The organism is Ancylobacter pratisalsi (genome assembly GCF_010669125.1).
GTDB lineage: Bacteria > Pseudomonadota > Alphaproteobacteria > Rhizobiales > Xanthobacteraceae > Ancylobacter > Ancylobacter pratisalsi.
Genome location: NZ_CP048630.1, coordinates 2,098,941 through 2,125,650, shown reverse-complemented (window position 1 = coordinate 2,125,650; position 26,710 = coordinate 2,098,941). Strand labels below are relative to the sequence as shown.

The following is a 26,710-nucleotide window of genomic DNA, read 5'->3' as shown; positions in this document are numbered from 1 at the left end:
CGGCGAGGATGTGATGGGTGCCTGAGGCAAGGCGAAACAGCGGCGAATAGCAACGTGTTCGATATTTATACGATCATCTTCCTGGCTCTCGCCGTATTCATTTTCATACGGCTGCGTAGCGTTCTCGGTCAGCGTACCGGGCGCGAGCGACCTCCGTATGACCCCTATTCGCGGCGCGACCCGGCTAAGGCCCCGGTGGGCGCCTCTGATAAGGTGGTGAATTTCCCCGGCACCGGCGAAGCGCCGGCAATCCCCGAGCCGGTGGAACCGGCGGATACGGACGAGCCCAGGCCCGCGCGCTGGAGCGGCATCGCCGAGGAGGGCTCGCCGGTCGCCAGCGGCCTCAACGCGATTGTGGTTCAGGAGCGGGACTTCGACGTCCGGCACTTCCTCACCGGTGCGCGCTCGGCCTATGAAATGATCGTCGTGGCGTTTGCCAATGGTGACCGCGCGATGCTGAAGGACCTTCTGGCCCGCGAGGTTTTCGAAGGCTTCTCGGCTGCCATCGCCGAGCGCGAACAGCGTGGCGACAGGATGGAAACCCACTTTGTCGGCATCGACAAGGCGGACATCGTCGAAGCGCAGGTGAAAGGGCGTTCGGCGCAGATCACCGTGCGCTTCGTTTCCCAGCTCATTTCCGTGACGCGCGACCGCGCTGGCGACATCATCGACGGTGACGCCGATCAGGTGGTCGACGTGAACGATGTGTGGACCTTCTCCCGCGATCTGGGCGCGCGCGACCCGAATTGGAAGCTCGTCGCCACAGAGGCCGCTTCGTGAGAAGATGATGGGGTGCGAACATTTGTACTCACCCTTGCGCTGTCCTGTGCACTGACAGGACTTTCCCCGCCTTCCGCCATTTTGGGCCTCACGGGTGCGAATGGCGGGGCGGGTATGGCCTTGGCTGCGTCCGCGCGGAGCGTGCGGGTCAAGGCGCGTCATTCCAGGCACCCCGCGAGTGCCGCGATTCCGGTACTGTTCTCCGACGCGGCGCTTGAGCCGGCGAGCTTCGACGATTTGCCCGGCTGGAAGCAGGACAACGTTGCCGCGGCGCTTTCCGCGTTCCGTCGCAGCTGCGCGATGAACGCGAAGAAGGGTGATATTATTAAACCGGCCCGACCGCTTTTCGTGGCGCTCAAACCCATATGCGCCCGGGCCGCGCGGCTGCCCAGGCATCCTGGCGAACACCGGGCGCGGGCCTTCTTCGGGCATGAATTCTCACCCTATGTGATCTCCTCGATTGGGCAGAAGGCCGGTTTTCTGACCGGCTACTACGAACCCGAAGTGGAAGGTTCGCGTACGCGTACGCCCGAGTTCACCGCGCCGCTCTATCGCCGTCCGCCGGATCTGATCATCCAGGCGCCGCCCAGCAATGGCCAACCCTCCAATCGCGGACCCGCCTTTCGCCGCGAGGGCGGCGCGCTGGTACCGTATTATGAGCGTGGGGCGATCGAGGATGGCGTGTTGAAGGACAGGGGGCTTGAGGTCGCGTGGGTGCGCGATCCTGCCGATGCCTTCTTCGCTCAGATTCAGGGATCCATCCGTGTCCGTCTGCCTGACGGCGGGGTGGTGCGCCTCAACTATGACGGCCACAACGGTCAGCCCTACACGCCGATCGGCCGTCTTCTGGTCGAGAGGGGATTGGTGCCGCGCGAAAAAATGTCGATGGATGCCATCCGCGCCTATATCGCAGCACATCCCGAGGAAGGGCGCGAGCTGATGCGGGAGAACCGTTCCTTCATCTTCTTCCGCGAGGCCACCGAACTGAAAGCCGATGATGGTGCCGTCGGTGCGCAGGGCCTGCCGCTGGTGGCGCAACGTTCCATCGCGGTGGACAAGCGCATCCACGCCTATGGCACGCCGTTCTATATCGCCGCCTCGCTGCCGACCGGGCAGGCGGGTGCACTCGAGCCTTTTCAACACCTGATGATCGCGCAGGACACGGGTTCGGCGATTGTCGGGCCTGCCCGGGCCGACATCTTCTTCGGTGCAGGAGCCGAGGCGGGTTCGATTTCCGGCCGGATCCAGAATCCCGGGCGCTTCATCATTCTGCTGCCGCGCTCCCTCGACCCGGCCCGCCATTCCGTACCTCTCCCTCCGGTCCGTCCTGCGAGGGTGGATTCGGACACCGTTTCGGAAGTGCCATGAGCGGCAAGGGGGACAATGGCGGGCGTTCGCGTCGACGCCGCGCTCTCGATGCGCAGGAGCGCGAGTTGTGGGACTACGTGACCCGCTCGGTGCACCGCCTGCGCCCCGAGAAAATGCCGCCCCTGCCCGAGCTGAAACCGGAGGAGATGCCAAGGGAAGAGGCGCCGGCGACACCGCCATCGGTTGCCGTCAAGACGGCCCGCTCCGCTCCTCCCAGCCCTCCCAAGCGCCCACCCCCGCCTCCCCCCCTGACGCCACTCGCACCGCTCGAGCCGAAGCTGCGGCGCCGGCTGACGCGCGGGGCGCAGGTGGATGCGCGGCTCGACCTGCACGGCATGACGCAGGCTGCGGCCCATGGCCGGTTGTTCGGCTTCCTGCGGGGCGCGCAACTTGACGGTCATTCGCTCGTCCTCGTCATCACCGGAAAGGGCGATGGCGGCGGCATGCTCGCCGGCGAGGGTGGGCGCGGCGTGCTGCGCCGGATCGTTCCGCAGTGGCTTTCCTCGCCGGAGATGCGAGCCATCGTCGTCGGCTTCGAGACGGCCGCGCGTGGCCATGGCGGGGAAGGTGCGCTCTATGTGCGGGTGCGACGCGCGCGGGAGGGTGGGCGATGACGCCTTTCGGCCGCCGCATGCGGGAGATGCGCGCCGAGCGCGAGGTGACACTTACTCAGATGGCGGAGGAGATCGGCGTCTCCCCGGCCTATCTCTCGGCTCTTGAGCACGGCAAACGCGGGCAGCCGACCTTCATGATGCTCCAGCGCATCATGGCCTATTTCAACGTGATCTGGGATGAGGCCGAGGCACTGCGCCTGCTGGCCGAGATTTCCGATCCGCGCGTGACGGTCGACACGGCCGGCCTCTCACCCGAGGCGACCGAACTCGCCAATCTCCTCGCGCGCGAGATCGCGACCCTGCCGCCCGAGGCTGTGGCGGAACTGCTCGGGCGGTTGAAGATCCTCAGCCGCTGGGGGTGAGCCGGCGAGGTTTCACGTGAAACCTCGCCTCACAGGATGTAGCGGGAGAGATCGGCGTTGCCGGCGAGATCGGCGACACGATCGCGCACATATGTGCCGTCGATGACGATCGATTCACCGGAGCGGTCGGGGGCGTCGAAGGAGAGATCATCCAGCACACGTTCGATCACGGTCTGCAGCCGGCGGGCGCCGATGTTCTCGACCGTCGAATTGACCTGGACGGCGACGTCGGCAATGGCCTCGACCGCTTCCTCGGTAATTTCCAGCGTGACGCCTTCGGTCCCCATCAGCGCAACCGACTGCTTGACCAGGCTCGCCTCGGTCTCGGTGAGGATGCGCTTGAAGTCCTCGCGCGTCAGCGCTTCCAGCTCGACCCGGATGGGCAGGCGGCCCTGAAGCTCGGGCAGCAGGTCGGAGGGCTTGGAGACGTGGAAGGCGCCGGAGGCAATGAACAGGATATGGTCGGTCTTCACCGGCCCGTGCTTGGTCGAGACCGTGGTGCCTTCGATCAGCGGCAGCAGATCACGCTGGACGCCTTCGCGCGAGACATCGGCGCCCGAGCGGCCTTCGCGACCGGCGATTTTGTCGATCTCGTCGAGGAAGACAATGCCGTTCTGCTCGACCGCGTAGATCGCTTCCTGCACGATGGCGTCCTGGTCGATCAGCTTGTCGGCCTCTTCGGATAGAAGCAGCGGATGGGCGTCGCGCACCGTGACGCGGCGCGGCTTGGAGCGCCCGCCAAAGGCCTTGCCGAGCATGTCGCCAATGGAGATGGCGCCCATCTGTGCTCCCGGCATGCCGGGGATCTCGAACATCGGCATTCCCTGTCCACCACCGGAGGTGATCTCGATCTCGATCTCCTTGTCGTCCATCACCCCATCGCGCAGCTTCTTGCGGAAGCTCTCGCGGGTGCCGGGCGAGGCGGTGGCGCCGACGAGGGCGTCGAGGACGCGCTCCTCCGCGGCCAGATGAGCCTTGGCCTCGACACCCTTGCGTCGGGCTTCGCGCATCAGACCGATGCCGACTTCGACGAGGTCGCGCACGATCTGCTCGACATCGCGGCCCACATAACCGACCTCGGTGAACTTGGTGGCCTCGACCTTCAGGAACGGTGCCCCGGCCAGCTTGGCGAGGCGCCGCGAGATCTCGGTCTTGCCGACACCCGTCGGGCCGATCATCAGGATGTTCTTCGGCAGAACCTCCTCGCGCAGATTTCCCTCAAGCTGCTGGCGCCGCCAGCGGTTGCGCAGCGCGATGGCAACGGCGCGCTTGGCATTGTGCTGGCCGACGATGAAGCGGTCGAGTTCGGAGACGATTTCGCGGGGAGAGAAATTGGTCATGGTGGGTCTTTCAGCGAAGGGTCGGTCGGCGGCGTCAGCCGATCGATTCCACGACGAGATTGCCATTGGTGTAGATGCAGATCTCGGCGGCGATTGCGAGGCTTCTGCGCACGATCGCCTCGGCGTCCTGCCCGCTATCGGCGAGCGCACGCGCGGCCGCCAGCGCGTAGCCGCCGCCCGATCCGATGGCGGCGATGCCGTTTTCCGGCTCCAGCACGTCGCCGGTGCCGGTAAGCACCAGTGTGATGTTGGCGTCGGCCACGATCATCATGGCCTCGAGACGGCGCAGGTAACGGTCGGTCCGCCAGTCCTTGGCGAGTTCGACCGCGGCGCGCTGCAGCTGGCCGGGATACTGTTCGAGCTTCGATTCCAGTCGCTCGAACAGGGTGAACGCATCAGCGGTGGCGCCGGCGAACCCGCCGATAACGTCACCGCGTCCCAGCCGCCGCACCTTGCGCGCATTTGATTTCATGACCGTGTTGCCGAGCGTCACCTGCCCGTCGCCACCAATGGCGATGCGCCCGCCGATGCGGACGGAAACAATGGTCGTGCCGTAGATTGTGTCGGGTGAATGGGTCATGACGGGCTCCGGTAGCGACGCCTTACTTAAGGCCTCCCGGCGTCAGCGCAACTCGGGGGTGGTCGGCCATGAGTCACGAGGTGAGCCGGCCGACAAAGAACAGCCACAGATGGCCAACCTCCAGAGAGATCCACATCAGTCGGTAGCTGACGCCAGCCCGCTCATGCAGATCATCAACGTGCGCTGCCGCCCGAGCCCATCCGACAGATCGACCAGAATCGCGGCGCCGAAGAACATGCCGATGGGGAGCAGTGAGAAGGCCAGTGAGAGCAGTGTGTCTCGTGTGTGCGGCCCATAGGCGGCTTCAATCCATCCGCTGTCCAACAGGGCACCGATCAGCGGATACATCAGGCCGAAGGAGAAGATGTCGATGAAGACGGCGAGGAAGAGCGACGCGCGGGCGCGCAGCGCCGCTTTGTCCATGGGCGGAGCCTTGGGTGTTTCGGTTGTCTGGGGAAGCTTTCGGGGGAGTGATGAGGGACTTACGCGCGCCTCGCCAGCACCCGCGCATGTCACGGGGCGCGCGCATATGGCATCACGGTGCCATAGCTGCTAAGACGCCGGCTCTTCCGGGAGCCCCAAGCATGCGCACGGCCACCATAACCCGCGCCACCAAGGAAACGCAGATCCGCCTTGCCGTCGACCTCGACGGCACGGGCAAGGCGACGATCGCGACGGGTGTCGGCTTCTTCGATCATATGCTCGACCTGCTCGCGCGTCATTCGCGCATCGACATGGAGATCGAGGCCAAGGGCGATCTGCACATCGATTTTCACCACACGGTGGAGGATGTCGGCATCGCGCTCGGCCAGGCGGTGAAGGCGGCGCTGGGCGACATGCGCGGCGTGACCCGCTATGCGAGCCTGCATCTGCCGATGGACGAGACGCTGACCCGCGTCGCGCTGGATATTTCCGGTCGCCCGTTCCTGGTCTTCCGCACCGAGTTCCCGGCGCCGAAGATCGGGGAGTTCGACACCGAACTGGTGCGCGAGTTTTTCCAGGCGTTCGCGATCAATGCCGGCCTGACGCTCCATGTGGAGACGCTCTACGGGCTGAACGCCCACCACATCGCCGAAAGCTGCTTCAAGGGGCTGGCGCGGGCGCTGCGCGTGGCGGTAGCGATCGATCCGGCGAGTGCCGGGGAGATTCCTTCCACCAAGGGCAGCCTCGGCGGCTGAGGGCAAACCATGGCGATCTGGACCGTGTTCGAGCCGGCAGACACGGAGGCGACCACGCAGCTTTGGGCGCAGGAGATCGTGTTCCTGCGCGAGGGCTTCTCGTGGAGCGCGCTGTTCCTCGCGCCGCTAGTTCTGCTGTTTCATCGCCTTTGGCTGGGGTTTCTGGCCTATCTGCTGATCCAGGCGGCGCTGGTGGGCACGGTGTTCGCACTCGATGTCGATTCCGACGCGCTTGTGCTGCTCTGCCTGACGCATCTGGCTGTCGCGCTCATGCTGCCCGACCTTCGCCGCGGAAAGCTTGCCCTCGCTGGCTTTGAGGAGGCGGGTGTCGTGGTGGCGCGTCGGCTTGAAGAGGCCGAGCAGCGCTATTTCGAGGCCAGGCTGATTGGTGGCCTGGTGACGCCGCGCGACACCGGGCGACAGCCACGGCGCGAGGCCGTGGCGTCTTCCCTGTCGCTTATGCCGGCACGTCCCGTCGAGGGCACGGTGCTCGGCCTGTTTCCGGAGGCCGGACGATGAACCCGCCCGCGCCCGTGGCGCTGATCGACTATGGCTCCGGCAATCTGCACTCCGCCGGCAAGGCGCTGGAGCGCGCCGCACGCGAGGGGGGCACGGGCAAGGCGATCATCGTGACCGCCGATCCGGAAGTGGTGCGCCGTGCGGACCGCGTGGTGCTGCCCGGCGTCGGCGCCTACGCCGATTGCCGCCGCGGGCTCGACGCCGTTCCCGGCATGGTGGAGGCTCTCACCGAGGCGGTGATCGCGCGCGGCCGGCCGTTTCTGGGCATCTGCGTCGGCCTCCAGCTCATGGCGACACGCGGTCTGGAGCACGGGGTAACGGCGGGGTTGGACTGGATCTCCGGCGATGTGGTGAAGATCGCCCCGTCCGATCCGACGCTGAAAATCCCGCATATGGGGTGGAACGCGCTGAACCTGCGTCGCGCGCACCCCATCCTCGAGGGCATTCCGACCGGCGAGAACGGGCTCGATGCCTATTTCGTTCATTCCTATCACCTGGCCGCAGCGCGGGCCGAGGACGTGGTCGCGACCACTGACTACGGTCAGTCCGTGACCGCCGTCGTCGCCCGCGACAACATCGCCGGCACCCAGTTCCATCCCGAGAAGAGCCAACGGCTCGGCCTTGCCCTTCTCGCCAACTTCCTGACGTGGACGCCGTGATCCTTTTCCCCGCTATCGATCTCAAGGACGGCATGTGCGTGCGCCTCAAGCAGGGCGACATGGCGCAGGCCACCGTCTTCAACCATGACCCCGCGCAGCAGGCCGCCCAGTTCGAGCAGCAAGGCTTCCGCTATCTGCATATCGTGGACCTCGACGGAGCGTTCGCCGGCAAGCCGGTGAACGCCCATGCGGTCGAGCGCATCCTCGAAGCGGTGACGATGCCGGTGCAGCTTGGCGGCGGCATTCGCGATCTGGCCGGTGTCGAGGCCTGGCTTGGAAAAGGCATCACCCGGGTGATCCTCGGTACGGCAGCGGTGCGCGATCCTGCCTTCGTCAAGGAAGCGGCCCGCCGCTTTCCGGGCAGTATCGCGGTGGGGCTTGACGCGCGGGACGGGCGTGTGGCCGTGGAAGGCTGGGCCGAAACGTCGGATCTCACGGCGCTGGAGCTGGCGCAGCGCTTCGAGGACGCGGGGGTCGCCGCGATCATCTACACCGACATCTCCCGCGACGGGCTGCTGAAGGGTCTCAACCTTGAGGCCACGATCGCACTGGCGGAATCGATCTCGATTCCCGTCGTCGCCTCCGGCGGCCTCGCCTCGCTCGAGGACGTGCGCGCGCTTCTGGAGCCGCGGGCCGCCAAGCTTGAGGGCGCCATCACCGGGCGCGCACTCTATGATGGCCGGCTCGATCCGCGCGTGGCGCTGGCAATGGTTGCGGGGCTGGCGGCGTGAGCGAGGCATCCAGGCTCAAGGTACGCGTCATCCCTTGTCTCGACGTCAAGGACGGCCGCGTCGTCAAAGGCGTGAAGTTTGTCGACCTGCGCGACGCAGGCGATCCGGTCGAGGCGGCAAAGGCCTATGATGCCGCCGGGGCGGACGAGCTGTGCTTTCTCGACATTACCGCCAGCGTCGAGGCGCGCAGCACGCTGATCGATGTGGTGAGCCGCACCGCCGAGCAGTGCTTCATGCCGCTGACGGTGGGAGGCGGGGTGCGTACGGTCGAGGACATCCGCGCCCTGTTGAATGCCGGCGCCGACAAGGTGTCGATAAACACGGCGGCGGTAAACCGGCGCGCATTCGTGCGCGAGGCGGCCGAGAAGTTCGGCGAGCAGTGCATCGTGGTCGCCATCGATGCCAAGAAGGTGTCGGGTGCGGGGGAGCCGGACCGCTGGGAGATCTTCACGCATGGTGGCCGCAACCGCACCGGTATCGATGCGGTGGACTATGCCCGTGAAGTGGTCTCGCTCGGTGCGGGCGAAATTCTGCTCACCTCGATGGATCGCGACGGCACCGGTGAGGGCTTTGACCTCGCCCTGACCCGCGCCATTGCCGACGCCGTGCCGGTGCCGGTGATTGCCTCGGGCGGCGTGGGTACGCTCGATCACCTGGTCGAGGGGATCCGCGAGGGCGGTGCGTCAGCGGTCCTTGCCGCCTCCATCTTCCATTTCGGCACTTTCACCATCGGCGAGGCAAAAGACTGCCTGGCTCAGGCCGGGCTTCCCGTCCGGCGCGGTGGCGGCGACGATTTCGCAAAGGGCTGAGACATGAACGATACGCCCGTGCGCGTAAGCCTTGACGAGCTTTCCGCCATCGTGGCCCGCCGTGCGGCCGCGGAGGGCGAAGAGTCGTACACCCGCAGCCTTCTCGCCAAGGGTGTCGCCAAATGCGCGCAGAAGCTTGGCGAGGAGGCCATCGAGACGGCGCTGGCGGCGGTGGGCAGCGATACCAAAGCCGTCGTTTCCGAAACCGCCGATCTTCTCTACCATCTGGTTGTGCTGCTGCAGGCACGGGGCGTCAGCCTGGACGATGTCTATGCGGAACTGGGATCCCGGACACACCAGTCCGGTCTTGCCGAGAAGGCTTCGCGGTCGAGGACGTGATGGCGCGGCCGGCGATTACTGTGGGTGCCGCGCCGATACGGGCGCTTCAACCCGTGGTATCACTTGGCCTCTGCTTAAGGTATATGGTCGACCAACGCCCGGTGCCGGCAATGTCCGGGCGAACGATCTGGAAACGCCTTCGGAAACCCGTCCATGGACCTGAAGCTCGATAATGCCGGGCTATCGCCCTACCGTAACTTCACGCGTGCGGAATGGGCGGGCCTGCGCGCTGATACGCCCCAACCCCTGACGCGCGACGAGATCACCCGTCTCCAGGGCCTGAACGACCGGCTCTCGCTTTCCGAGATCGAGGAAATCTACCTGCCGCTTTCGCGTCTGCTCTCGATCTATGTCGGATCGACGCAGAAGCTGTTCCGCGCGATGCAGAAGTTCCTTGGGCCCGAGCAGACCGGCAAGATGCCTTATATCATCGGCGTCGCGGGATCGGTGGCGGTCGGCAAGTCGACGACGTCGCGTGTGCTGCAGGCCCTGCTCGGGCGGTGGCCCAACACGCCGAAGGTCGCGCTCGTCACAACCGACGGCTTCCTGCTGCCCAATGCGGTGCTGGAGCAAGAAGGCCTGATGCAGCGCAAGGGATTCCCCGAGAGCTACGACCTGCCGGCGCTGCTGCATTTCCTCTCCGACATCAAGGCCGGCCGCCGCCCCGCCCGCGCGCCGATCTACAGCCATTTCAACTATGACGTCGTGCCCCACGAGACGGTGGAGGTCGACCAGCCGGACATTCTCATCGTCGAGGGGTTGAACGTGCTGCAGACCAGCCGTCCGCCAAAAGACGGCAAGGCCATTCCCTTCGTCTCCGACTATTTCGACTTCAAGATCTATATCGATGCCGACGAGGCGATCCTGGAACGCTGGTATGTCGAGCGATTCCTGCGTTTGCGCGGCACGGCCTTCCGCGACCCGGCCGCCTATTTTCACCGCTATGCGGCGTTCTCCGAGGCGGAAGCGGACGCGACGGCGCGCTCGATCTGGCGGTCCATCAACCTGGTGAACCTGCGCGAGAACATCTTGCCGACCCGCCAGCGCGCCGACCTGATCCTGCGCAAGGGCGGGGATCATGAGATCGAAGCGGTTTCCTTGCGCAAGCTCTGAGGCGGGGCCGATGGTTACGGCGGTAGAGATCGTTCCCGGGTGCCTGTGGTGGCCCGGCTGGCTCAACCGCACGCGGCAGGAGAGTCTGGTCGGGGAGCTTCGCCAGGTGTTGGAGCGCGCGCCGCTGTTCTCCCCGCGCATGCCGCGCACCGGCAAGCCGCTCTCGGTGCGGATGTCGAATTGCGGGCCTCTGGGATGGGTGGCGGACGAGACCGGTTACCGCTACCAGCCGAACCATCCCGAAACCGGCGCGCCCTGGCCCGCCATGCCCGCAATGTTGCTGGAGGCGTGGAACGCGCTTTCCGGTGCCTCGCTCGCGCCTGAAGCCTGCCTCATCAACTGGTATGCGCCGGGCGCGCGCATGGGGCTTCACCAGGATCGCGATGAACGCGAACTGCGCGCGCCGGTGCTCTCGCTCTCATTGGGGGATACCGCGCTGTTCCGCATCGGCGGGCAGGAGCGAGGCGACCCCACGCGCTCCATCCGCCTCGCTTCGGGCGATGCGCTGCTTCTGTCCGGGCCGGCCCGGCTGGCTTTTCATGGCGTTGATCGTATTGTTCCTGACAGCTCGACCTTGCTGAAGCAGCCTGGGCGCATCAATCTCACGTTACGTCGTGTGAATTCTGCCGAGGATGGCGGAATTCTGCCGTCTTGACGTTCGAATGGGGCGGAATGGCCGGGAAGCTGGCAAGTCGATCCGCCTGAATGCCGATCTCAACCGAAGGAAACGGAATGAGCCGTCTCGTGCGCGCCCGCCTCTGCCACCTCTTCATGGCCTGTTTTTTCCTCGTCGCGGCCGCTTTGCCGGCCGCCGCGCAGGAGGCGGTCTTTCCCAATCACGGCACGGTGGGCCTTCTGCCGCCGCCGGGTATGGCCGAGATTCCCGGTGTTCCCGGCTTCGAGGACCGCGTGGCGCGGGCGGCGATCCTGATCATGGAAGTGCCAGGCAGCGCGCTTGAGGAGGTGTCCAAGAGCTTCACGCCCGAGGCGCTGCAGAGCAAGGGCGTGACGATCGAGCAAAAGCGCGACGTTACACTGCCGGGCGGGGCCAAGGGCGTGTTGATGTCCGGCTATCAGACCATGGGCCCGGCAGCGCTGAAGAAGTGGATCATGCTGGTCGGCTCCGGTGAACAGGCCGCCATGGTCACGGTGCAGTTTCCCGAAGAGGCGTCGGCGCGTTATCCCGACAGCGCGGTGGACGCGGCGTTGATGAGCGTCACCTTCCGCCCGCCGCCGACACAGGACGAACTTCTGGCTGGCCTGCCCTTCTCGATCCAGAACATGGAGGGCTATCGGGTCGTGCGCGTGCTCGGCAACAACGCGGTGCTGCTGACCAAGGGCGAGGAAAAAGCGGCCGATATCGCCAGCCAGCCGTTCTTCATCATCGCGGCCGCACCGGGCGATGTGCGCGAGGATGATCGCGAGAGCCTTGCCAAGCGCGCGATTTCCAGTGTGCCCGGCGTGAAGGAACTGAAGGTCGAGCGCGGCGGCCCGCAACGCATCGGCGGCCAGCCGGGCTACGAGCTGATCGCCAAGGCCGTGGAGATGCAGTCGGGAAAGCCGGTCAAGGTGGCGCAATGGCTGCGCTTTGGCCGGGCCGGCTATCTGCGCATGGTCGGTGTCGCCCCGGCGGAGGGATTCGACACCAGCTTCACCGCGATGCGCGGCTTGCGCGACGGTATCGAGATGCGCTGACGCAGGCGTAACCCGCGCGGACCAAACATATGGCCGCGCGGTTGCCGTTCTCCGGGCCGCGGACTTTGGCATCCGCAGCCCGAAATCGGGCCGCTGAAAGCGTGGCCGATCAGTTCGGGTCGGCGGGGGCGTCGGTGGGCGCTGCCTTGGGCCCGCCCTTGGAAACGCCAACCAGCGCCGGGCGCAGAACGCGTCCGCCAATGGTGTAGCCGGGCTGGATGACCTGCACGACGGTCCCGTTGGGCAGTTCCGCATTCGGCACTTCAAACATCGCCTGGTGCAGATTGGGATCGAACTTCGACCCCTCGGCCTCGATCCGAGCCACGCCATGCTTGGTGAGCGTCTGGATCAGGGCGCGGGATGTCAGCTCGATGCCGTCGATCAGTGTCTTCAGCGTGCCTTCCGCCGCGTCGCGGGCCTCGGCGTCGATGGCGCCCATCGCGCGCTCGAAGTCGTCGGCGACGTTCAGCACATCACGGGCAAAGCCCGTAATGCCGTAGACCTTGGCGTCGGCAACCTCACGCTCGGCGCGGCGGCGCACATTGTCCGCCTCGGCGAAGGCGCGCAGGAACTTGTCCTTCAGGCTCGCGACCTCGGCCTCGAGGCGTTCCTTCTCGGCCGCGAGAAGCGCGGCGTCGTCCGCGGGGGCCGCCGCCGCGCCGTTCTCCATTTCGGGAGCGTCGGGCATCGCGTCAGTCTGTTCCGCCGGATCGCGGGAATGTTCGCTCATAAGTACCTCGTCGGGAGAAATATCTCGCCCGCCGACAACATTCGGCGGATGTGCGCCATATCGGGGCGCGAGCATCAAAAATCAAGCTGCGTCGGCTCCGGGGCCGGCCAATACCCGGCTGACGACGCGCGCGGTGAAGTCCACCATGGGTACGATACGGGCGTAATTCAGCCGTGTCGGCCCGATCACGCCGAGCACGCCGACCACTCGGCCCTGTCCGTCGCGATAGGGCGCGACGATGGTGGAGGAGCCCGAGAGCGAGAAAAGATTGTTCTCGGAACCGATGAAGATGCGCAGCGCCTGCGCCTCCTCGGCGCGCCCGAGAAGGTCGACCACCTCCTGCTTGGAGTCGAGGTCATCGAACAGCAGGCGCACCCGCTCAAGATCCTCGATCGCCTTCAGGTCGTGCAGAAGGCGGGTCTGGCCGCGCACGATCAGCCTGCGTTCGGCCTTGTCGCCGCCCGACCAACTCGCAAGCCCGGTCTCGACCACGCGCGCGGTGACCTCGTCGAGCTCGGCCCGCCGCTCGGCAAGGGTGCGCTCGACTTCGGCGCGGAGCTCGGCGAGCGTGCGCCCGCGGGTGCGCGAGTTCAGAAAATTGGTGGCCTCGACCAGCGCCGAGACGGGAAGACCTGTCGGAAGCGGCACCAGCCGGTTTTCGACCTCGCCGTCTTCCGATACCAGGATCAGCAGCGCGCGATTGGCGTCCAACGGCACGAATTCGATGTGCTTCAGCCGGCCGTCGACCCGGCTTGCGGTCACGATGCCGGCACCGCGCGAGAGGCCGGAGAGCATATTGGAGGCTTCTGCCAGCACGCCCTCCACCGACTGCGCCCTGGCTGCTGCGCGCACCTGCAGCTCGATCGCGTTACGTTCGTCTTCCGATACGTCCCCGATTTCAAGCAGCGCATCGACGAAGAAGCGCAGCCCACGGTCGGTCGGCAGCCGTCCGGCGCTGGTGTGGGGGGCAAAGATGAGCCCCGCCGCTTCGAGATCCGCCATGACGTTGCGGACCGAGGCCGGCGACAGCGTCATCGGGATGAGACGCGAGATATTGCGCGAGCCGGCGGGCTCGCCGGTCGCGAGATAGGTCTCGACGATCTGGCGAAAAATCTCACGCGAGCGCTCGTCGAGACGCGCGAGATGCGGGGCGGCGGCGGTGATCAGAGGATCAAGTGGCATTGCGCAGCTGAATCCTATCGTTGCAGCGCTATATTTCGGCATTCACCTCATCGGTTCAAGCGATCTGCGGGCTTGAGCGCAAATGGTCTGCCCCGTACAAGTGCCGGCTCAAACTTGGAGAGAGTTTCCGTATGCGTCCTTCACGCCGCGCCACCGACGAGATGCGAGCCGTCAGCTTCGAACGCGGCGTGCTTCGCCACGCCGAGGGTAGCTGCCTCGTGAAATTTGGCGAGACCCATGTTCTTGTCGCCGCCACTTTGGAAGAGCGCCTGCCGCCGTGGCTGAAGGGGCAAGGCCGTGGCTGGGTGACGGCCGAGTATGGCATGTTGCCACGCGCCACCCACGAGCGCACGCGCCGTGAGGTGACGGCCGGCAAGCCCTCGGGCCGCACCCAGGAGATCCAGCGCCTGATCGGGCGTTCGCTGCGCGCGGTGGTCGATCTCCAAAAGCTTGGCGAACGTCAGATTACCGTCGACTGCGACGTGATCCAGGCCGACGGGGGAACACGCACCGCGTCGGTCACCGGGGCCTGGATCGCGCTTCATGACTGCCTGAGCTGGATGAAGACGCGCGGTATGCTGCCCACCATCCCGCTGCGCGACCACATCGCGGCAGTGTCGTGCGGCATCGTCGATGGCGAGCCGCGCCTTGATCTCGACTATGCGGAAGATTCCGACGCTGAGACGGACTGCAATTTCGTGATGACCGGCGCGGGGGGCTTCGTCGAGATTCAGGGAACGGCGGAGAAGACGCCCTTCACCGAGGGCGAGTTCAACGCCATGGTCGGCCTGGCCCGCAAGGGCGTGACCAAGCTGGTCGATCTCCAGAAGCTGGCGGTGGCCTGAGCCATGGCTGAATCCCATCGCCGCCTCGCCGGGCGCGTCGTGATCGCGACCCACAATGCCGGCAAGCTTGAGGAAATGCGGGGCCTGCTGGCGCCTTACGGCGTCGACGCGGTGTCGGCCGACGATCTCGGCCTGCCGGAGCCCGAGGAGACGGGTGGCACCTTTGCCGAGAACGCCCGGATCAAGGCGGTTTCGGCGGCGAACGCTTCCGGTCTTCCAGCTTTCGCCGACGATTCCGGCCTGTGCGTGGAAGCGCTCGGCGGGGCGCCGGGGCTCTATACCGCGCGATGGGCGGGACCTGAGAAAGACTTCATGGCTGCCATGGCCAAGGTCGAGGAGGGCCTGCGCGATGCACAGGCCACTATTCCCGATCTGCGCCGGGCCTATTTCATCTCCGCGCTCTGTCTGGCCTGGCCCGATGGCCATCTGGAGGATTTCGAGGGTGTCGTCGAAGGCACGCTGGTCTGGCCTCCGCGCGGTCCCGCGGGGTTCGGCTACGATCCCATGTTCCAGCCGGATGGCCACAGCCGCACCTTCGGCGAGATGACCGGCGCCGAGAAGCACGGTCTGCCGCCTCTGGGCCGTGGCCTCTCGCACCGCGCCCGGGCCTTCATGGCGCTGGCCGAGGCCTGTCTCGGGGCCAGATTTGACTGACAGCTCGTTTCGCGGCCCGCCGCCGGCCGATCCCGGCTTCGGGGTGTATGTGCATTGGCCGTTCTGCAAGGCCAAGTGCCCGTATTGCGACTTCAATTCGCATGTCCGCCATACGCCGCCGGACCAGGGGCGTTTCGTTGCCGCGTTCCGTGCCGAGATCGCCCATATGCGGGCCCGCACCGGCCAGCGGCGTACCCAGAGCGTCTTCTTCGGCGGTGGGACGCCCTCACTGATGGCGCCCGAGACGGTTGGCGCGATTCTTGAGGCGATCGACGCCGCCTGGCCGCTGGATGCCCGGGCCGAGGTGACGCTCGAGGCCAACCCCACCAGTGTCGAAGCCTCGCGCTTTCGCGGCTTCCGCGCCGCCGGCGTCAACCGGGTGTCGCTCGGCGTGCAGGCGCTGGACGATACGGCGCTGAAGGCGCTGGGGCGGATGCACACGGCGGACGAGGCGCTGGCGGCGGTGGCGGTGGCACGCGCGGCGTTTGAGCGCGTGTCCTTCGACCTGATCTATGCGCGCCCCGATCAGTCACCTGATGCCTGGCGCACCGAGCTGGAACGGGCGATCGGCGAGGGTTGCGAGCATCTTTCGCTCTATCAGCTCACCATCGAGGAAGGGACGCCCTTCGCCGCGCTGCATCGGGCCGGCAAATTGATGGTGCCCGATGGCGACCACGCCCGTGCGCTGTGGGACGTGACGCAGGACGTGACTTTGGCGGCAGGCATGCCTGCCTACGAGATTTCCAACCACGCACGTCCCGGCGCGGAAAGCCGGCATAACCTGCTGTACTGGCGCTATGGCGAATATGCCGGCGTGGGACCGGGTGCCCATGGCCGGATCGACACCGATGAAGGACGGCGGGCCACCAGCACGGAACGTGGACCCGAAGACTGGCTCGCCCGCGTCGAGCGCGCCGGGCATGGCCTTGTTGTCGATGAGAAGCTGAGCCGCTCGGAACAGTCCGATGAGTATCTTCTCATGGGCCTGCGCCTCGCGGAGGGGATCGATCGCGATCGCTATGTTCGGCTTTCGGGCCAGGACTTCGCGCCGGACCGCGTGGCCGCGCTGCGCGAGGAAGGCATGATCGAGGAACTCGCCGGGGGAAGGCTGAGAGCGACGACGCGCGGCTTCCCGGTGCTTGACGCCATCGTCGCCGACCTCGCGGCGTGAACGGTGTTCACATGCCCTGCGCGAAGCTGCGCGGGGCGGGATCGATGATCTGCGACGCGCCGTTGCCGATCTGCATGATCGCGAGCCCGCGCTGGTTGGTGCCGTCGGGGCGGAAGCGGAAGATGCCGTCGACGCCGATGAATCCCGACGGATTCTGGATCGCGGCGTCGGTGATGCCCGTCTCGCCACCGGCATTGACCAGCGCCGCCATGAGCGACACGCCGTCATGGGCCAGTGTGGCCGTGCGCACGGGTTCCTTGCCGAAACGGGCGCGGTAGCGCTCGGAAAACGACCGGAAGCCGGCCGGGTCGGGTGCGGCGAAGATGCCACCCGCGACGGCGGGGGACGCGAACAACCTCTTGTCGTCCCACAACCCCGTGCCGATGAGCTGTTTCCCCGACATGTTCACACCTGCTGCGGCCAGCGCCTGTACCAGCTGGGGCACCGCGTCCGCCGCGTCGGGCAGGAAAATCGCATCGGCCTGCTGCGCGGAAGCGGCGGCCCGCTGCGCGGCCTCGGCATATTTCGCCGCGCTGCCGGTGTCGTAGCGTTCCAGGCCCAGAACCCGCCCGCCGGCGACCGGCACGGTTTCCCGGAAGGCGGCCTCGACGACCGAGCCATAGGCGTTGTTCGGGACGATGCCCACGAAGCCGCGGCGCCCTCGCGAGGCGGCGTAGCGGATCGCGCGCTCGACATCGGTCTGCGGCAGGAAGCTGAGCAGATAGACGCCCTGGGCCGCCACATTGGTGTCGGTGGAAAATCCGACCAGGGGAATCCCGCGCTGGCGCGCCACCTGGCCAGCGGCGGCAACGGTGTGGGCAAAGACAGGACCGATGATGGCTCGAGCGCCCTCGTCGATCGCCTGCTGCGCGGCCGCCTGTGCGCCGGGCGCGGTGCCGCCATCGTCCTTGACCAGCAGCTGGATGTTGGCGCCGGTGAACTCCGACATCGCCATTTCGGCGGCATTGCGCAGCGACTGCGCAGCGATTGCCGCGTTGCCGCTGGCACCAAGCGGAAGCAGCAGGCCGATCCGAACCGTGCCCGTGCCGATCGAATTGGCGGGCTGCTGCGGCATTTCCGGCTGCGGGTCGATGGGAAGCGAGGCCTGCGGCGGGGGCGAATCAGGCATCGAGCTGCAGGCGCCGAGTGTCGCCGCGCCCGCCATGACCAGAAAGGCGCGGCGAGAGGCGCTGGCGAAGATCGGCCCAGTGGGCCGCTTTGAAGCCGGATGCTCGTCTTCGCTCATTGCCTGGTGCGCTCGCGAACCCCCGTTGCGTCCACCCCTATGGGGGCCGCATCCGTTCTTTTAGGCCGCAGCAGCCTGTCCTGTCACGTCACCACCGGGGAGGTGCGATCAAAATGCCTACATATCCACGCGTTCCGCCGCCAATAGCGCCGCCGATCGGGACAGCGGGCATGACGGCGCACGCCTCTGGCTCTAACATGCCAGCGCATGAACGCTTCCGAATCCACTGACCGCCCCCGCCATTTCCGCATCGGCACTCAAGAGATCGTCGCGGCACGACCCGAGGCGGGCCTCTATGTCGTCGCGACGCCGATCGGCAACCTCGGTGATGTGACGCTGCGCGCGCTGGCGACGCTTGCCGGGGCAGACCTCATCATCTGCGAGGATACGCGGGTGACAAGGCGTTTGCTGGATCGTTACGGCATCGAAACGCCTTTGAAGGTCTATCACGACCACAACGCGGAGCATGTGCGCCCGCGCCTGCTGGCCCGCCTGGCGGAGGGGGCCGTGCTGGCGCTGGTGTCGGATGCCGGTACGCCGCTGGTCTCCGATCCCGGATACAAGCTTGTGGGTGCGGCGATCGAGGCCGGGCACCGGGTGGTGCCACTACCGGGTGCCTCGGCTAGTTTGGCGGCTCTGGTGTCGGCCGGGCTGCCCACGGATCGCTTCTTCTTCGAAGGGTTTCTTCCGGTGAAGAGCGGCGCGCGGCGAAACCGCATTGCCGAGCTTAAGAGCCTGCCGGCGACACTTGTCGTCTATGAAACCGGACCACGGCTTCCCGAATGCCTGGCCGACCTGGCCGAAGTGCTGGGCGGGCGCCCGGCTGCGGTGTGCCGGGAGCTGACCAAGACCTTCGAGGAAGTGCGGCGCGGTCCGCTTGACCTGCTGGCGGCACATTACGCCGAAGTGGGGCCGCCCAAGGGCGAGATCGTTCTCGTCGTGGGAGCGCCGCAGGAAGGTGAAGCCGGCGAGAAGGATGTCGACGCGGCCTTGCGCCGCGCGCTCGCAACCTTATCGGTCAAGGATGCGGCGGGTGCCGTGGCGGCTGCAATGGGGGTGCCCAAGCGCGTCGTTTATGCCCGCGCGCTGGCCTTGCAAAACGATGAGGATGGCCGGGGCGGCGATGACTGAGGCCCGGCGCGCCGCCTTTACGCGCGGCGTCGATGCCGAAGCACGCGCGGCGCGGCTTTTGGAGGCCAAGGGCTTCACGGTGATCGCCACGCGCGTGCGCACCGCGCGCGGGGAGATCGACCTCATCGCCCGCACGTCGGAACTGCTGATCTTCGTCGAGGTGAAGGCGCGTGCCAGCCTGACGGCGGCCGCCGAATCGATTTCGCCGCGCCAGCGCAAGCGGATCATAGGGGCGGCCGAGGTGTTTCTTGCCGGCCATCCCGACTATGCCGGCATGGACATGCGGCTCGACGTGGTGCTGGTCGCGCCCGGTCGCGTGCCCGTGCATATGCCCGGCGCGTTCGAGGCGGAATGAGCACGGTGCCGCCGTAGTGGCGCGCGCCCGCGGGAGCGACTACATGAGGGCTGAAACCCTCGCTTCCGCGCCGGCGTTCGTTCCGCTGGCCGAGCCCTCCGCCGAGACGGAATTCCCATGACCCTCAATGTCGCCATCCAGACGGACCCGATCGAGCGCATCAACATCGCCGGCGATTCCGGCTTCGCCCTGATGCTGGAAGCGCAGGCGCGCGGCCACCGGCTTTCCTTCTACACGCCCGATCGCCTCGCCATGCGCGACGGCGAGGTGTTCGCCACGGTCGAGCCGGTGGAAGTGCGCGACGTGAAGGGCGACCATTTCACGCTGGGCCCGCGCGAGCGCGTGCGGCTCGACAGCTTCGACGTGATCCTGATGCGGCAGGATCCGCCTTTCGACCTCAACTACATCACCGCGACGCATCTGCTGGAGCGCGTGCATCCCAAAACGCTGGTGGTGAACGATCCCGCTCATGTCCGCAACGCGCCCGAGAAGATCTTCGTCACCGAATTTCCCGACCTGATGCCGCCGACGCTGATCACCCGCGACCTCGACGAGATCAAGGCCTTCCGCGAGGAGCACGGCGACATCGTGGTCAAGCCGCTCTATGGCCATGGCGGGGCCTCGGTGTTCCGTCTCACCCGCGACGATCTCAATTTCGGCTCGCTCTACGACCTGTTCTCCACCGTGTTCCGTGAGCCCTGGGTGGTGCAGCGTTTCCTTCCCGACGTGCGCGACGGCGACAAGCGCATCATCCTGGTCGACGGTGTCTTTGCCGGCGCGGTGAACCGGGTGCCGAGCGAGGGCGACCTGCGCTCCAATATGGTGCGCGGCGGCGCGGCCCGGGAAACCGATCTCACCCCGCGCGAGCGGGAGATCTGCGAGCGGCTCGGCCCGGCGCTGCGCGCGCGCGGTCTGCTCTTGACCGGCATCGACGTGATCGGCGGCTTCCTCACCGAGATCAACGTGACCGCCCCGACTGGCATTCGCGCCATCCGCCGCCTTGGCGGGCCGGACATCGCGGCGCGGGTGTGGGACACGATCGAGGCGAAGCGCAAAGCCTGACCCCCAAACGAAAGAGGCACCGTCCCGGGATGCGGGACGGTGCCTCTCGTATCGTGGTGCCGGGTAGAGCGTCAGTGCACGCTCAGCGTCACCAGTTCGTTCTGCATCGCGTTGGCGATGGCCGCCTCGCGGCTGTCGGTCAGCATCATCGGCGTGCCGTCCGCGGCGTGCAGCGTGAACAGCTTCAGGCCCGGCGCCAGGCGCGCCTGCGGGAACAGCTCCGCCGCCGCCTGGGAATCGATCGCGCGCACATAGGCAATGTGTCCGCCGCCGAGATTGGCGAAGGCCTCGGGCGAAAGGGCTTCGGCGAGGGCTGCGCCGGGAACTTCGGTGTTGATCTCAAGATCGTTGGTCATGGTCCGACTCCTTGAACTCTCGCTGTCGAGATCGGCTTCGGGATCTATTCGTCGGTCGCTATGGTGATACGCCGGACGACGCGTTCCGGTTCAGGACGTACCAGATCAACCGAGAGGAGACCGTTCTTCAGATCCGCGCCCATCACGCGCATGCCATCGGCCAGCACAAAGGTGCGCTGGAACTGGCGTGCCGCTATGCCGCGATGAAGATAGATACGATCGGTCTCGTCGAATTGCCGGCCCCGGATGACGAGTTCCTTCTCCTCCAGCGTCACATCAAGCTGGTCGCGGGTGAACCCGGCGACGGCAAGAGTGATGCGGAGCCTGTCCGGCTGGTCCGGTATCGACACCCGCTCGACATTGTAGGGCGGGTAGCCGTCCGAACCTTTCATGACGCGGTCGAGCGCCCGCTCGACCTCGTCAAAGCCAAGCAGAAACGGGCTCGACAACGAGGGAATACGCGACATGGTCCCAAAGTCCTCGTCTGAAGCGACTTTGCAGGGTGGAACCCCCGAAGGGCATTCCGTTGCAGCAGCATATGGGCGAGGGCACGAGCGTGCGCAAGATCGCGCCGTGCGAGACCGTTCCGGGAAGCGGGTGGGGTTGGCTCAGGCCGCGTGACGCTCGGCGTTGACGCCGAAATGGTCGAGATAGCGCGGATGGATGCGTTCGACCGGCAGCACGATCAGCACGTCCGTGGTCCCGAACTGCCGGTCAACGACCGCGCCACGTCCGATCTGCGCGCCGAGGCGCAGATAACCCTTGATGAGGGGGGGGAGTTCGTTGAGGGCCGCCTTGGCGTCAATGGTGTCGGCCTCAAGGAGATCCAGGGTGGCGGCGTTGCCGGGCAGGGCCTGCGCGGACCATTCAGCTTCCGCCGGCGCGAAGTGGTGCAGGAAGGCGAGCGGGCGCGCGAGGACGGCGGTATCCGTGCCCTCAAGGCTCGCACAGCCGAACATCACGTCGACGCCGTGGCGGCGCACATAGGCCCAGATGCCATGCCAGAGTAGCTCGACTGTGCGCTTCGTCCGGTAGGGACGCAGCACGCAGGAGCGGCCAAGCTCCAGGAAACGCCGGTGCGGGTGACGGGCGAGGAGCGGCGCGATGTCGAACTCGCTGGCCGTATAGAAGCCGCCATGGCGCATGGCGATTTCCTGGCGCAGCAGCCGGTAGGTGCCAACGACCCTCGGCACCCGCCGACCACGCACGAGGCGGCAATCATCGTGATCGAGCACGAGAAGGTGATCACAGATGGTGTCGAAGTGGTCGAAGTCGCGACGGGCAAGGCGCGCCGCGGCGGCGGGAATGGCCGACATCTCTTCATAGAATACTTCGTAGCGCAGGCGCTGGGCCCGGCGCACATCGGCCGCTGTCGTGGCGAGCCGCACCTCGAGCGCGCCGATACGGCCCAGCGTGACGGGACCCGGATCGAGACGGCTCTCGCGGTGGCGCAAGCCGGAATAGGAGCGGAGCGCCGGCATGAAGCGCGAGGGGGTCAGCGCCGCAGGTACCAGCCGGAGCGGCGTCTGGCCGCCCCCCTCATGCGGCGGGCTCAGTGATTTCAGCAATGCGGGGGCAAATCCTCCCGCCTTGAACATCTGTCGCAAAGCGGTGGTGACGGTGGACGGCGCATTCTCGACATTCCCGTCGGCGAGCATCTGCGTCATGACCCGGTCCCTGACCCTCGTCATACTATAGCGATCTGTGACAGGAATCATATTTGTCGGACGCGTATGTGACAGATCCGTCTGCGGCGCCATCGCCAACCAGCCGGATGGCGGATCAATTGTCCGGATGCTCCTCGATCGGCACGCGACACCCAGTGGCCATTTCCGTGAGATAGGCCAATGCGCCGGGGCCCAGCGAGGGGCGGCGGCACGGGACGAGCGATGGCGAAGGATCGTTTCTGCAGCGATTCGACCCGCCGCTGTCCCACGCACCGCAAGCCTGCAGTTCCGCCCCGTTATTTTGCGCCCTGCAAAGGCGGAGGGCTCGACGGGTGGCGGAGTTCGGTCCCTGAAGGTCCGACGTCCGGGAGCCGCTGGAGCTGCGGAGAGCAGGCGCTGCTGACCCCCCGCGTGGCGAGCCGGCGTCAGGCCGCGGCGGCGGAACGGTCAGCGGCGGAGCGATAGGCAAGCGCTTCGGCAATATGAGGGCGCCCGACCGATTCGGCGCCGGCGAGGTCGGCCAGCGTGCGCGCCACCCTGAGAACGCGATGATAGCCGCGCGCGGACAGCCGCATCAGGCGCGCCGCATCGGCCAACAAGGCCGTGCCGGCGACATCGGGCGAAGCGACCGTCTCAAGGATCGGCCCGCCGGCCTCGGCATTGGTGAAGAGATCGGGCCGGTCCAGCGCCAGGAAACGCGCGCGCTGGGCCTGCCGCGCCGCGATCACCCGCGCCGCCACGGCGGCACTCGGCTCCGCGGGTTCGGGCCGCACCAGATCGACGGCCGAGACCGCCGGCACGTCGAGATGGAGGTCGATCCGGTCGAGGAAGGGCCCAGAGAGCCGCTCCTGATAGTCGTTCGCACAGCGTGGTCCCCGCCGGCAGCTATAGCCCGGCTCGCCGGCCCGGCCGCAGCGACAGGGGTTCATCGCGGCGATGAGCTGGAAGCGCGCGGGATAGGTGATGCGGTGGTTGGCCCGGGCGATGACCGCCTCGCCGGTCTCCAGCGGCTGGCGCAGCGAATCCAGCACCGCCGGGGCGAATTCCGGAAGCTCGTCCAGAAAGAGCACGCCGCTATGGGCGAGCGAAACCTCGCCGGGCCGCGCGCGCATGCCCCCGCCCACCATTGCCGCCATGCTCGCCGAGTGATGAGGCGCGCGGAACGGGCGACGATTGGTAAGAGCGCCGCCCTGGAGCGCCCCGGCGACCGAAGCGATCATCGAGACTTCAAGAAGCTCGGACGGGGCGAGCGGGGGCAGGATGGACGGAAGGCGCTGGGCCATCATCGACTTGCCGGCGCCCGGAGGGCCGCAGAGAAGCAGGTTGTGGCGGCCGGCGGCGGCGATCTCCAGCGCCCGCTTCGCCGTTTCCTGTCCCTTCACCTCGCACAGATCCGGGAGCGTCCTGTTGCCCGGGTCGAGCCTCGGCTCGGGGCGGGACAATAGCTGACGCCCGGCGAAGTGATTGACCAGCTGGATCAGCGACAGAGGTGCCAGCACCGGCATGTCCGGGCTTGCCCACGCGGCTTCCGGACCGCAGGCCGCCGGGCAGATGAGACCGTTACCGCGCGCATTGGCTCCCATTGCGGCGGGTAGAACGCCGGCGACGGGCGCAATTCGCCCATCCAGCGCGAGTTCGCCCACCACGGTGTACCCGTCGAGCGCATCGGAGGCGATCGCGCCGATTGCGGCCATCAGGCCAAGGGCGATCGGCAGATCATAATGGCTGCCTTCCTTGGGAAGGTCGGCAGGAGCCAGATTGACCGTGATCCGCTTGGCCGGCAGCGCAAGGCCGGAGGCGATGAGTGCGGCGCGCACCCTCTCCTTGGCCTCCGTGACCGCTTTGTCGGCTAGGCCGACGAGATTGAAGGCGGGAAGGCCCGGGCTCACCTGAATCTGAACATCGACCGGCCGCGTCTCGACCCCCTCGAACGCCACCGTCGCCACTCGCTGGACCATGGTCGCCCCCCTCGCCCCAACCCGTCCCAGACCGCCATTGCCACGGATGATTAAGGGCTTAGCGCCGCGCGTCAAGAACAATTAGAGAACATTGTGGGCAACGCGACCGAGACGGCGCTTCCTCCTTGACGATAGAAGAATTCTATCGAGGTACGGAACACCCGAATTGATTTTATTCCAAGGACATACGATCCTTACCTTTGGAAAATTCTAAAAGAAGGCCTGGGAGAAATGCCGCATTACGAACCCTGGAGCGAAGAGCGCGCCCGCACCGTTATTGCGGAGTTTGCGCACCTCGAGGGGCCCCTCATGCCCATGCTCCACGCCATTCAGGAGACGTTCGGTCACGTGCCGGATGCCATCGTGCCGATGCTGGCCGAGCATCTGAACATTTCGCGCGCCGAGGTTCATGGCGTCGTGACGTTCTACCATGATTTCCGGCATGAGCCCGCGGGTCGCCACGTGCTCAAGATCTGCCGTGCCGAGGCCTGCCAGGCCGCCGGCGGCGACGCGCTGGCCGAGCATGCCGAACACAAGCTGGGCTGCAAGCTCGGCGAGACCACGGCGGACGGGCGGGTCACCGTCGAGCCGATCTATTGCCTGGGCCTGTGCGCCACGGCGCCCTCGGCCATGCTGGATGGCAAGATCGTGGCCCGGCTGAACGAGCGCCGCCTGGATACTCTTATCGCGGAGGCTCAGTCGTGAGCATTCGGATCTATGTTCCCAAGGACGCCTGCGCGATCGCGTGTGGTGCCGATGATGTGGTTGCGGCGATCCAGGCTGCGGCGCTCGCGCGCCGTGAGCCCGTCGAGATCGTGCGCAATGGCTCGCGCGGCATGCTGTGGCTGGAGCCGATGGTCGAGGTGGTGACCCCAGAGGGTCGCATCGCCTATGGCCCGGTGGAAGAAGCCGATGTCGAGGGGCTGTTCGAGGCCGGTTTTCTGGCCGGCGGCGCGCATGCGCTGCGGATCGGCAAGCCCGAGGAGCATCCCTTCCTCGCGAAGCAGACGCGTCTGACCTTCGCGCGCTGCGGTATTATCGATCCGGCCTCCTACAGCGATTATGTCGCTATGGGCGGCTACAAGGGTCTTGAGCGCGCGCTGGCGCTCGGACCGGCCGAGATCATCGAGGAAGTGAAGAAATCCGGCCTTCGCGGACGCGGCGGCGCGGGCTTTCCGACCGCAATCAAGTGGAAGACGGTCGCGGACGCCCAGGGCGACCGCAAATACATCGTCTGCAATGCCGACGAAGGCGACAGCGGCACCTTCGCCGACCGCATGATCATGGAAGGCGACCCCTTCGAACTGATCGAGGGCATGACCATTGCCGGCATCGCGGTAGGCGCCACCAAGGGTTACGTCTACACGCGCTCGGAATATCCCCACGCCATCGCGGCGATGGAGAAGGCCATTGAAGTGGCGCGGGCGCACGGCATGCTCGGCGTCAATATTGCCGGTTCCGCGTACAGCTTCGACATGGAAGTGCGCATGGGCGCGGGCGCCTATGTCTGCGGTGAGGAAACCGCCCTTCTCGACAGTCTCGAAGGCAAGCGGGGCACGGTGCGCGCCAAGCCGCCGCTGCCTGCCCATAAGGGTCTGTTCCAGAAGCCGACCGTGATCAACAACGTGCTCTCGCTGACCGCTGTGCCGCACATCTTGGCTGATGGCGGCGAGAAGTATGCCAATTTCGGCATGGGCCGTTCGCGCGGCACCATGCCGATCCAGATCGCCGGCAATGTGAGATATGGCGGCCTGTTCGAGACCGCCTTCGGTATCCCGCTGGGCGAGCTCATCAACGATATCGGTGGCGGCACCGCGAGCGGCAAGCCGGTGAAGGCGGCGCAGGTCGGTGGTCCGCTTGGCGCTTATGTCCCGACCTGGCAGTTCGACCTGCCGTTCGACTATGAGGCATTCGCGGCCAAGGATGCGCTGATCGGGCATGGCGGCATCGTCGTGTTCGATGAGACCGCGGACATGCCGAAGATGGCGCGCTTCGCCATGGAGTTCTGCTCCGTGGAGAGCTGCGGCAAGTGCACACCGTGCCGCATCGGCTCGACGCGGGGCGTCGAATTGATGGACCGCATCATGGCCGGCGAGCGGGTCGAGGCCAATCTCGCGACGCTGACCGACCTCTGCCAGACGATGAAGCTTGGATCTCTTTGCGCCCTTGGCGGGTTTACCCCGTATCCGGTGCTGAGCGCTCTGAACCATTTCCCCGAGGAATTCGGCGCTCCGCCGCGCCTCGAAGCCGCCGAATGAGGAGGACG

Annotated in this window: 31 protein-coding genes; 21 read left to right on the top strand and 10 right to left on the bottom strand. The window is 66.6% G+C overall.

Annotated elements, in window-relative coordinates; genetic code table 11:
* The first annotated feature begins 54 nt into the window (after positions 1 to 54).
* The 4 genes from G3A50_RS10090 (at position 55) to G3A50_RS10075 (ending at position 3,124) form a co-directional block, all read left to right on the top strand.
* Complete coding sequence (locus G3A50_RS10090; protein ID WP_163075170.1) at positions 55 to 780, top strand: Tim44/TimA family putative adaptor protein; 726 nt, start codon at positions 55 to 57, stop codon at positions 778 to 780.
* A gap of 114 nt (positions 781 to 894) precedes the next feature.
* Complete coding sequence (mltA, locus tag G3A50_RS10085) at positions 895 to 2,148, top strand: murein transglycosylase A (protein ID WP_163075169.1); 1,254 nt, start codon at positions 895 to 897, stop codon at positions 2,146 to 2,148.
* Positions 2,145 to 2,762: a Smr/MutS family protein gene (locus tag G3A50_RS10080; RefSeq protein ID WP_163075168.1), complete on the top strand. Its 618-nt coding sequence runs from the start codon at positions 2,145 to 2,147 to the stop codon at positions 2,760 to 2,762. The genes mltA and G3A50_RS10080 overlap by 4 nt, the downstream gene beginning before the upstream one ends.
* Positions 2,759 to 3,124, top strand: a complete 366-nt coding sequence (locus tag G3A50_RS10075; RefSeq protein WP_163075167.1) for a helix-turn-helix domain-containing protein — start codon at positions 2,759 to 2,761, stop codon at positions 3,122 to 3,124. The genes G3A50_RS10080 and G3A50_RS10075 overlap by 4 nt, the downstream gene beginning before the upstream one ends.
* A gap of 29 nt (positions 3,125 to 3,153) precedes the next feature.
* Here the strand turns inward: G3A50_RS10075 and hslU are convergent, their stop codons facing one another.
* From hslU to G3A50_RS10060, 3 genes are all read right to left on the bottom strand, one after another.
* On the bottom strand, positions 3,154 to 4,464 hold the full coding sequence (gene hslU, locus G3A50_RS10070; RefSeq protein WP_163075166.1) for an ATP-dependent protease ATPase subunit HslU: 1,311 nt from the start codon (positions 4,462 to 4,464) through the stop codon (positions 3,154 to 3,156).
* Positions 4,465 to 4,498: 34 nt separating this feature from the next.
* On the bottom strand, positions 4,499 to 5,044 hold the full coding sequence (gene hslV / locus G3A50_RS10065) for an ATP-dependent protease subunit HslV (protein ID WP_163075165.1): 546 nt from the start codon (positions 5,042 to 5,044) through the stop codon (positions 4,499 to 4,501).
* 135 nt (positions 5,045 to 5,179) lie between these two features.
* On the bottom strand, positions 5,180 to 5,467 hold the full coding sequence (locus tag G3A50_RS10060) for a hypothetical protein (protein WP_246252320.1): 288 nt from the start codon (positions 5,465 to 5,467) through the stop codon (positions 5,180 to 5,182).
* A 161-nt stretch (positions 5,468 to 5,628) separates the two neighbouring features.
* On the opposite strand from G3A50_RS10060, the gene hisB reads away from it, so the two are divergent.
* The 9 genes from hisB to G3A50_RS10015 all read left to right on the top strand — a co-directional run bounded on the left by hisB (position 5,629) and on the right by G3A50_RS10015 (position 12,087).
* Positions 5,629 to 6,222 carry an imidazoleglycerol-phosphate dehydratase HisB gene (gene hisB, locus G3A50_RS10055; RefSeq protein ID WP_163075164.1) on the top strand — a complete coding sequence of 198 codons (594 nt, stop codon included), beginning with the start codon at positions 5,629 to 5,631 and terminating at the stop codon, positions 6,220 to 6,222.
* Between the two features lie 9 nt (positions 6,223 to 6,231).
* Positions 6,232 to 6,741, top strand: a complete 510-nt coding sequence (locus G3A50_RS10050) for a DUF2628 domain-containing protein (RefSeq protein WP_163075163.1) — start codon at positions 6,232 to 6,234, stop codon at positions 6,739 to 6,741.
* Positions 6,738 to 7,400: an imidazole glycerol phosphate synthase subunit HisH gene (gene hisH / locus G3A50_RS10045; protein WP_163075162.1), complete on the top strand. Its 663-nt coding sequence runs from the start codon at positions 6,738 to 6,740 to the stop codon at positions 7,398 to 7,400. Before G3A50_RS10050 ends, hisH begins: the two co-directional genes overlap by 4 nt.
* Entirely contained in the window at positions 7,397 to 8,131 is a 735-nt protein-coding gene (gene hisA, locus G3A50_RS10040) for a 1-(5-phosphoribosyl)-5-[(5-phosphoribosylamino)methylideneamino]imidazole-4-carboxamide isomerase (RefSeq protein WP_163075161.1), read from the top strand. Before hisH ends, hisA begins: the two co-directional genes overlap by 4 nt.
* Positions 8,128 to 8,940 carry an imidazole glycerol phosphate synthase subunit HisF gene (gene hisF, locus G3A50_RS10035; RefSeq protein ID WP_163075160.1) on the top strand — a complete coding sequence of 271 codons (813 nt, stop codon included), beginning with the start codon at positions 8,128 to 8,130 and terminating at the stop codon, positions 8,938 to 8,940. The genes hisA and hisF overlap by 4 nt, the downstream gene beginning before the upstream one ends.
* A 3-nt stretch (positions 8,941 to 8,943) precedes the next feature.
* Positions 8,944 to 9,279: a phosphoribosyl-ATP diphosphatase gene (locus tag G3A50_RS10030; RefSeq protein WP_163075159.1), complete on the top strand. Its 336-nt coding sequence runs from the start codon at positions 8,944 to 8,946 to the stop codon at positions 9,277 to 9,279.
* A gap of 153 nt (positions 9,280 to 9,432) precedes the next feature.
* On the top strand, positions 9,433 to 10,392 hold the full coding sequence (gene coaA / locus G3A50_RS10025; RefSeq protein WP_163075158.1) for a type I pantothenate kinase: 960 nt from the start codon (positions 9,433 to 9,435) through the stop codon (positions 10,390 to 10,392).
* A gap of 10 nt (positions 10,393 to 10,402) precedes the next feature.
* Positions 10,403 to 11,047, top strand: a complete 645-nt coding sequence (locus tag G3A50_RS10020) for an alpha-ketoglutarate-dependent dioxygenase AlkB family protein (RefSeq protein ID WP_163075157.1) — start codon at positions 10,403 to 10,405, stop codon at positions 11,045 to 11,047.
* 77 nt (positions 11,048 to 11,124) lie between these two features.
* Positions 11,125 to 12,087 (top strand): hypothetical protein, encoded by a 963-nt coding sequence (locus G3A50_RS10015; RefSeq protein ID WP_246252318.1) that lies wholly within the window; start codon positions 11,125 to 11,127, stop codon positions 12,085 to 12,087.
* Positions 12,088 to 12,196: 109 nt separating this feature from the next.
* Here the strand turns inward: G3A50_RS10015 and grpE are convergent, their stop codons facing one another.
* Positions 12,197 to 12,817 carry a nucleotide exchange factor GrpE gene (grpE, locus tag G3A50_RS10010; protein WP_163075156.1) on the bottom strand — a complete coding sequence of 207 codons (621 nt, stop codon included), beginning with the start codon at positions 12,815 to 12,817 and terminating at the stop codon, positions 12,197 to 12,199.
* A gap of 81 nt (positions 12,818 to 12,898) precedes the next feature.
* Positions 12,899 to 13,999: a heat-inducible transcriptional repressor HrcA gene (gene hrcA / locus G3A50_RS10005; protein ID WP_163075155.1), complete on the bottom strand. Its 1,101-nt coding sequence runs from the start codon at positions 13,997 to 13,999 to the stop codon at positions 12,899 to 12,901.
* A 131-nt stretch (positions 14,000 to 14,130) separates the two neighbouring features.
* Here hrcA and rph point away from each other — a divergent pair, with 131 nt between their 5' ends.
* From rph to hemW, 3 genes are read left to right on the top strand one after another with little or no spacing between them, the layout of a single operon-like run.
* On the top strand, positions 14,131 to 14,844 hold the full coding sequence (gene rph, locus G3A50_RS10000) for a ribonuclease PH (protein WP_163075154.1): 714 nt from the start codon (positions 14,131 to 14,133) through the stop codon (positions 14,842 to 14,844).
* 3 nt (positions 14,845 to 14,847) lie between these two features.
* Positions 14,848 to 15,498 (top strand): RdgB/HAM1 family non-canonical purine NTP pyrophosphatase, encoded by a 651-nt coding sequence (rdgB, locus tag G3A50_RS09995; protein ID WP_163075153.1) that lies wholly within the window; start codon positions 14,848 to 14,850, stop codon positions 15,496 to 15,498.
* Positions 15,491 to 16,669 carry a radical SAM family heme chaperone HemW gene (gene hemW / locus G3A50_RS09990; protein WP_163075152.1) on the top strand — a complete coding sequence of 393 codons (1,179 nt, stop codon included), beginning with the start codon at positions 15,491 to 15,493 and terminating at the stop codon, positions 16,667 to 16,669. The genes rdgB and hemW overlap by 8 nt, the downstream gene beginning before the upstream one ends.
* Positions 16,670 to 16,676: 7 nt before the next feature.
* Here hemW and G3A50_RS09985 read toward each other — a convergent pair whose 3' ends face one another.
* A complete protein-coding gene (locus G3A50_RS09985; RefSeq protein WP_163075151.1) occupies positions 16,677 to 17,915 on the bottom strand; it encodes a penicillin-binding protein activator in 1,239 nt (412 codons plus the stop codon).
* Positions 17,916 to 18,122: 207 nt separating this feature from the next.
* On the opposite strand from G3A50_RS09985, the gene rsmI reads away from it, so the two are divergent.
* The 3 genes from rsmI to gshB all read left to right on the top strand — a co-directional run bounded on the left by rsmI (position 18,123) and on the right by gshB (position 20,463).
* The gene (gene rsmI, locus G3A50_RS09980; RefSeq protein WP_163075150.1) at positions 18,123 to 19,046 is read left to right on the top strand and encodes a 16S rRNA (cytidine(1402)-2'-O)-methyltransferase; all 924 of its coding nucleotides are present in this window, start codon (positions 18,123 to 18,125) and stop codon (positions 19,044 to 19,046) included.
* Entirely contained in the window at positions 19,039 to 19,401 is a 363-nt protein-coding gene (locus G3A50_RS09975) for a YraN family protein (protein ID WP_246252315.1), read from the top strand. Before rsmI ends, G3A50_RS09975 begins: the two co-directional genes overlap by 8 nt.
* A gap of 117 nt (positions 19,402 to 19,518) precedes the next feature.
* On the top strand, positions 19,519 to 20,463 hold the full coding sequence (gene gshB / locus G3A50_RS09970; protein ID WP_163075149.1) for a glutathione synthase: 945 nt from the start codon (positions 19,519 to 19,521) through the stop codon (positions 20,461 to 20,463).
* A gap of 71 nt (positions 20,464 to 20,534) precedes the next feature.
* Here gshB and G3A50_RS09965 read toward each other — a convergent pair whose 3' ends face one another.
* The 4 genes from G3A50_RS09965 to G3A50_RS09950 all read right to left on the bottom strand — a co-directional run bounded on the left by G3A50_RS09965 (position 20,535) and on the right by G3A50_RS09950 (position 24,444).
* The gene (locus G3A50_RS09965; protein ID WP_163075148.1) at positions 20,535 to 20,819 is read right to left on the bottom strand and encodes a BQ00720 family protein; all 285 of its coding nucleotides are present in this window, start codon (positions 20,817 to 20,819) and stop codon (positions 20,535 to 20,537) included.
* 44 nt (positions 20,820 to 20,863) lie between these two features.
* Complete coding sequence (locus G3A50_RS09960; RefSeq protein ID WP_163075147.1) at positions 20,864 to 21,286, bottom strand: Hsp20 family protein; 423 nt, start codon at positions 21,284 to 21,286, stop codon at positions 20,864 to 20,866.
* A 141-nt stretch (positions 21,287 to 21,427) separates the two neighbouring features.
* Positions 21,428 to 22,300 carry a l-ornithine N(alpha)-acyltransferase gene (olsB, locus tag G3A50_RS09955; RefSeq protein ID WP_425483471.1) on the bottom strand — a complete coding sequence of 291 codons (873 nt, stop codon included), beginning with the start codon at positions 22,298 to 22,300 and terminating at the stop codon, positions 21,428 to 21,430.
* A 611-nt stretch (positions 22,301 to 22,911) separates the two neighbouring features.
* Positions 22,912 to 24,444: a YifB family Mg chelatase-like AAA ATPase gene (locus G3A50_RS09950; protein ID WP_163075145.1), complete on the bottom strand. Its 1,533-nt coding sequence runs from the start codon at positions 24,442 to 24,444 to the stop codon at positions 22,912 to 22,914.
* A gap of 231 nt (positions 24,445 to 24,675) precedes the next feature.
* Here G3A50_RS09950 and G3A50_RS09945 point away from each other — a divergent pair, with 231 nt between their 5' ends.
* Both G3A50_RS09945 and G3A50_RS09940 read left to right on the top strand, forming a co-directional pair.
* Positions 24,676 to 25,149, top strand: coding sequence for a formate dehydrogenase subunit gamma (locus G3A50_RS09945; protein WP_163075144.1), 474 nt, complete (start codon positions 24,676 to 24,678; stop codon positions 25,147 to 25,149).
* Entirely contained in the window at positions 25,146 to 26,702 is a 1,557-nt protein-coding gene (locus G3A50_RS09940) for a formate dehydrogenase beta subunit (protein WP_163075143.1), read from the top strand. The genes G3A50_RS09945 and G3A50_RS09940 overlap by 4 nt, the downstream gene beginning before the upstream one ends.
* The last annotated feature ends 8 nt before the right edge of the window (positions 26,703 to 26,710 follow it).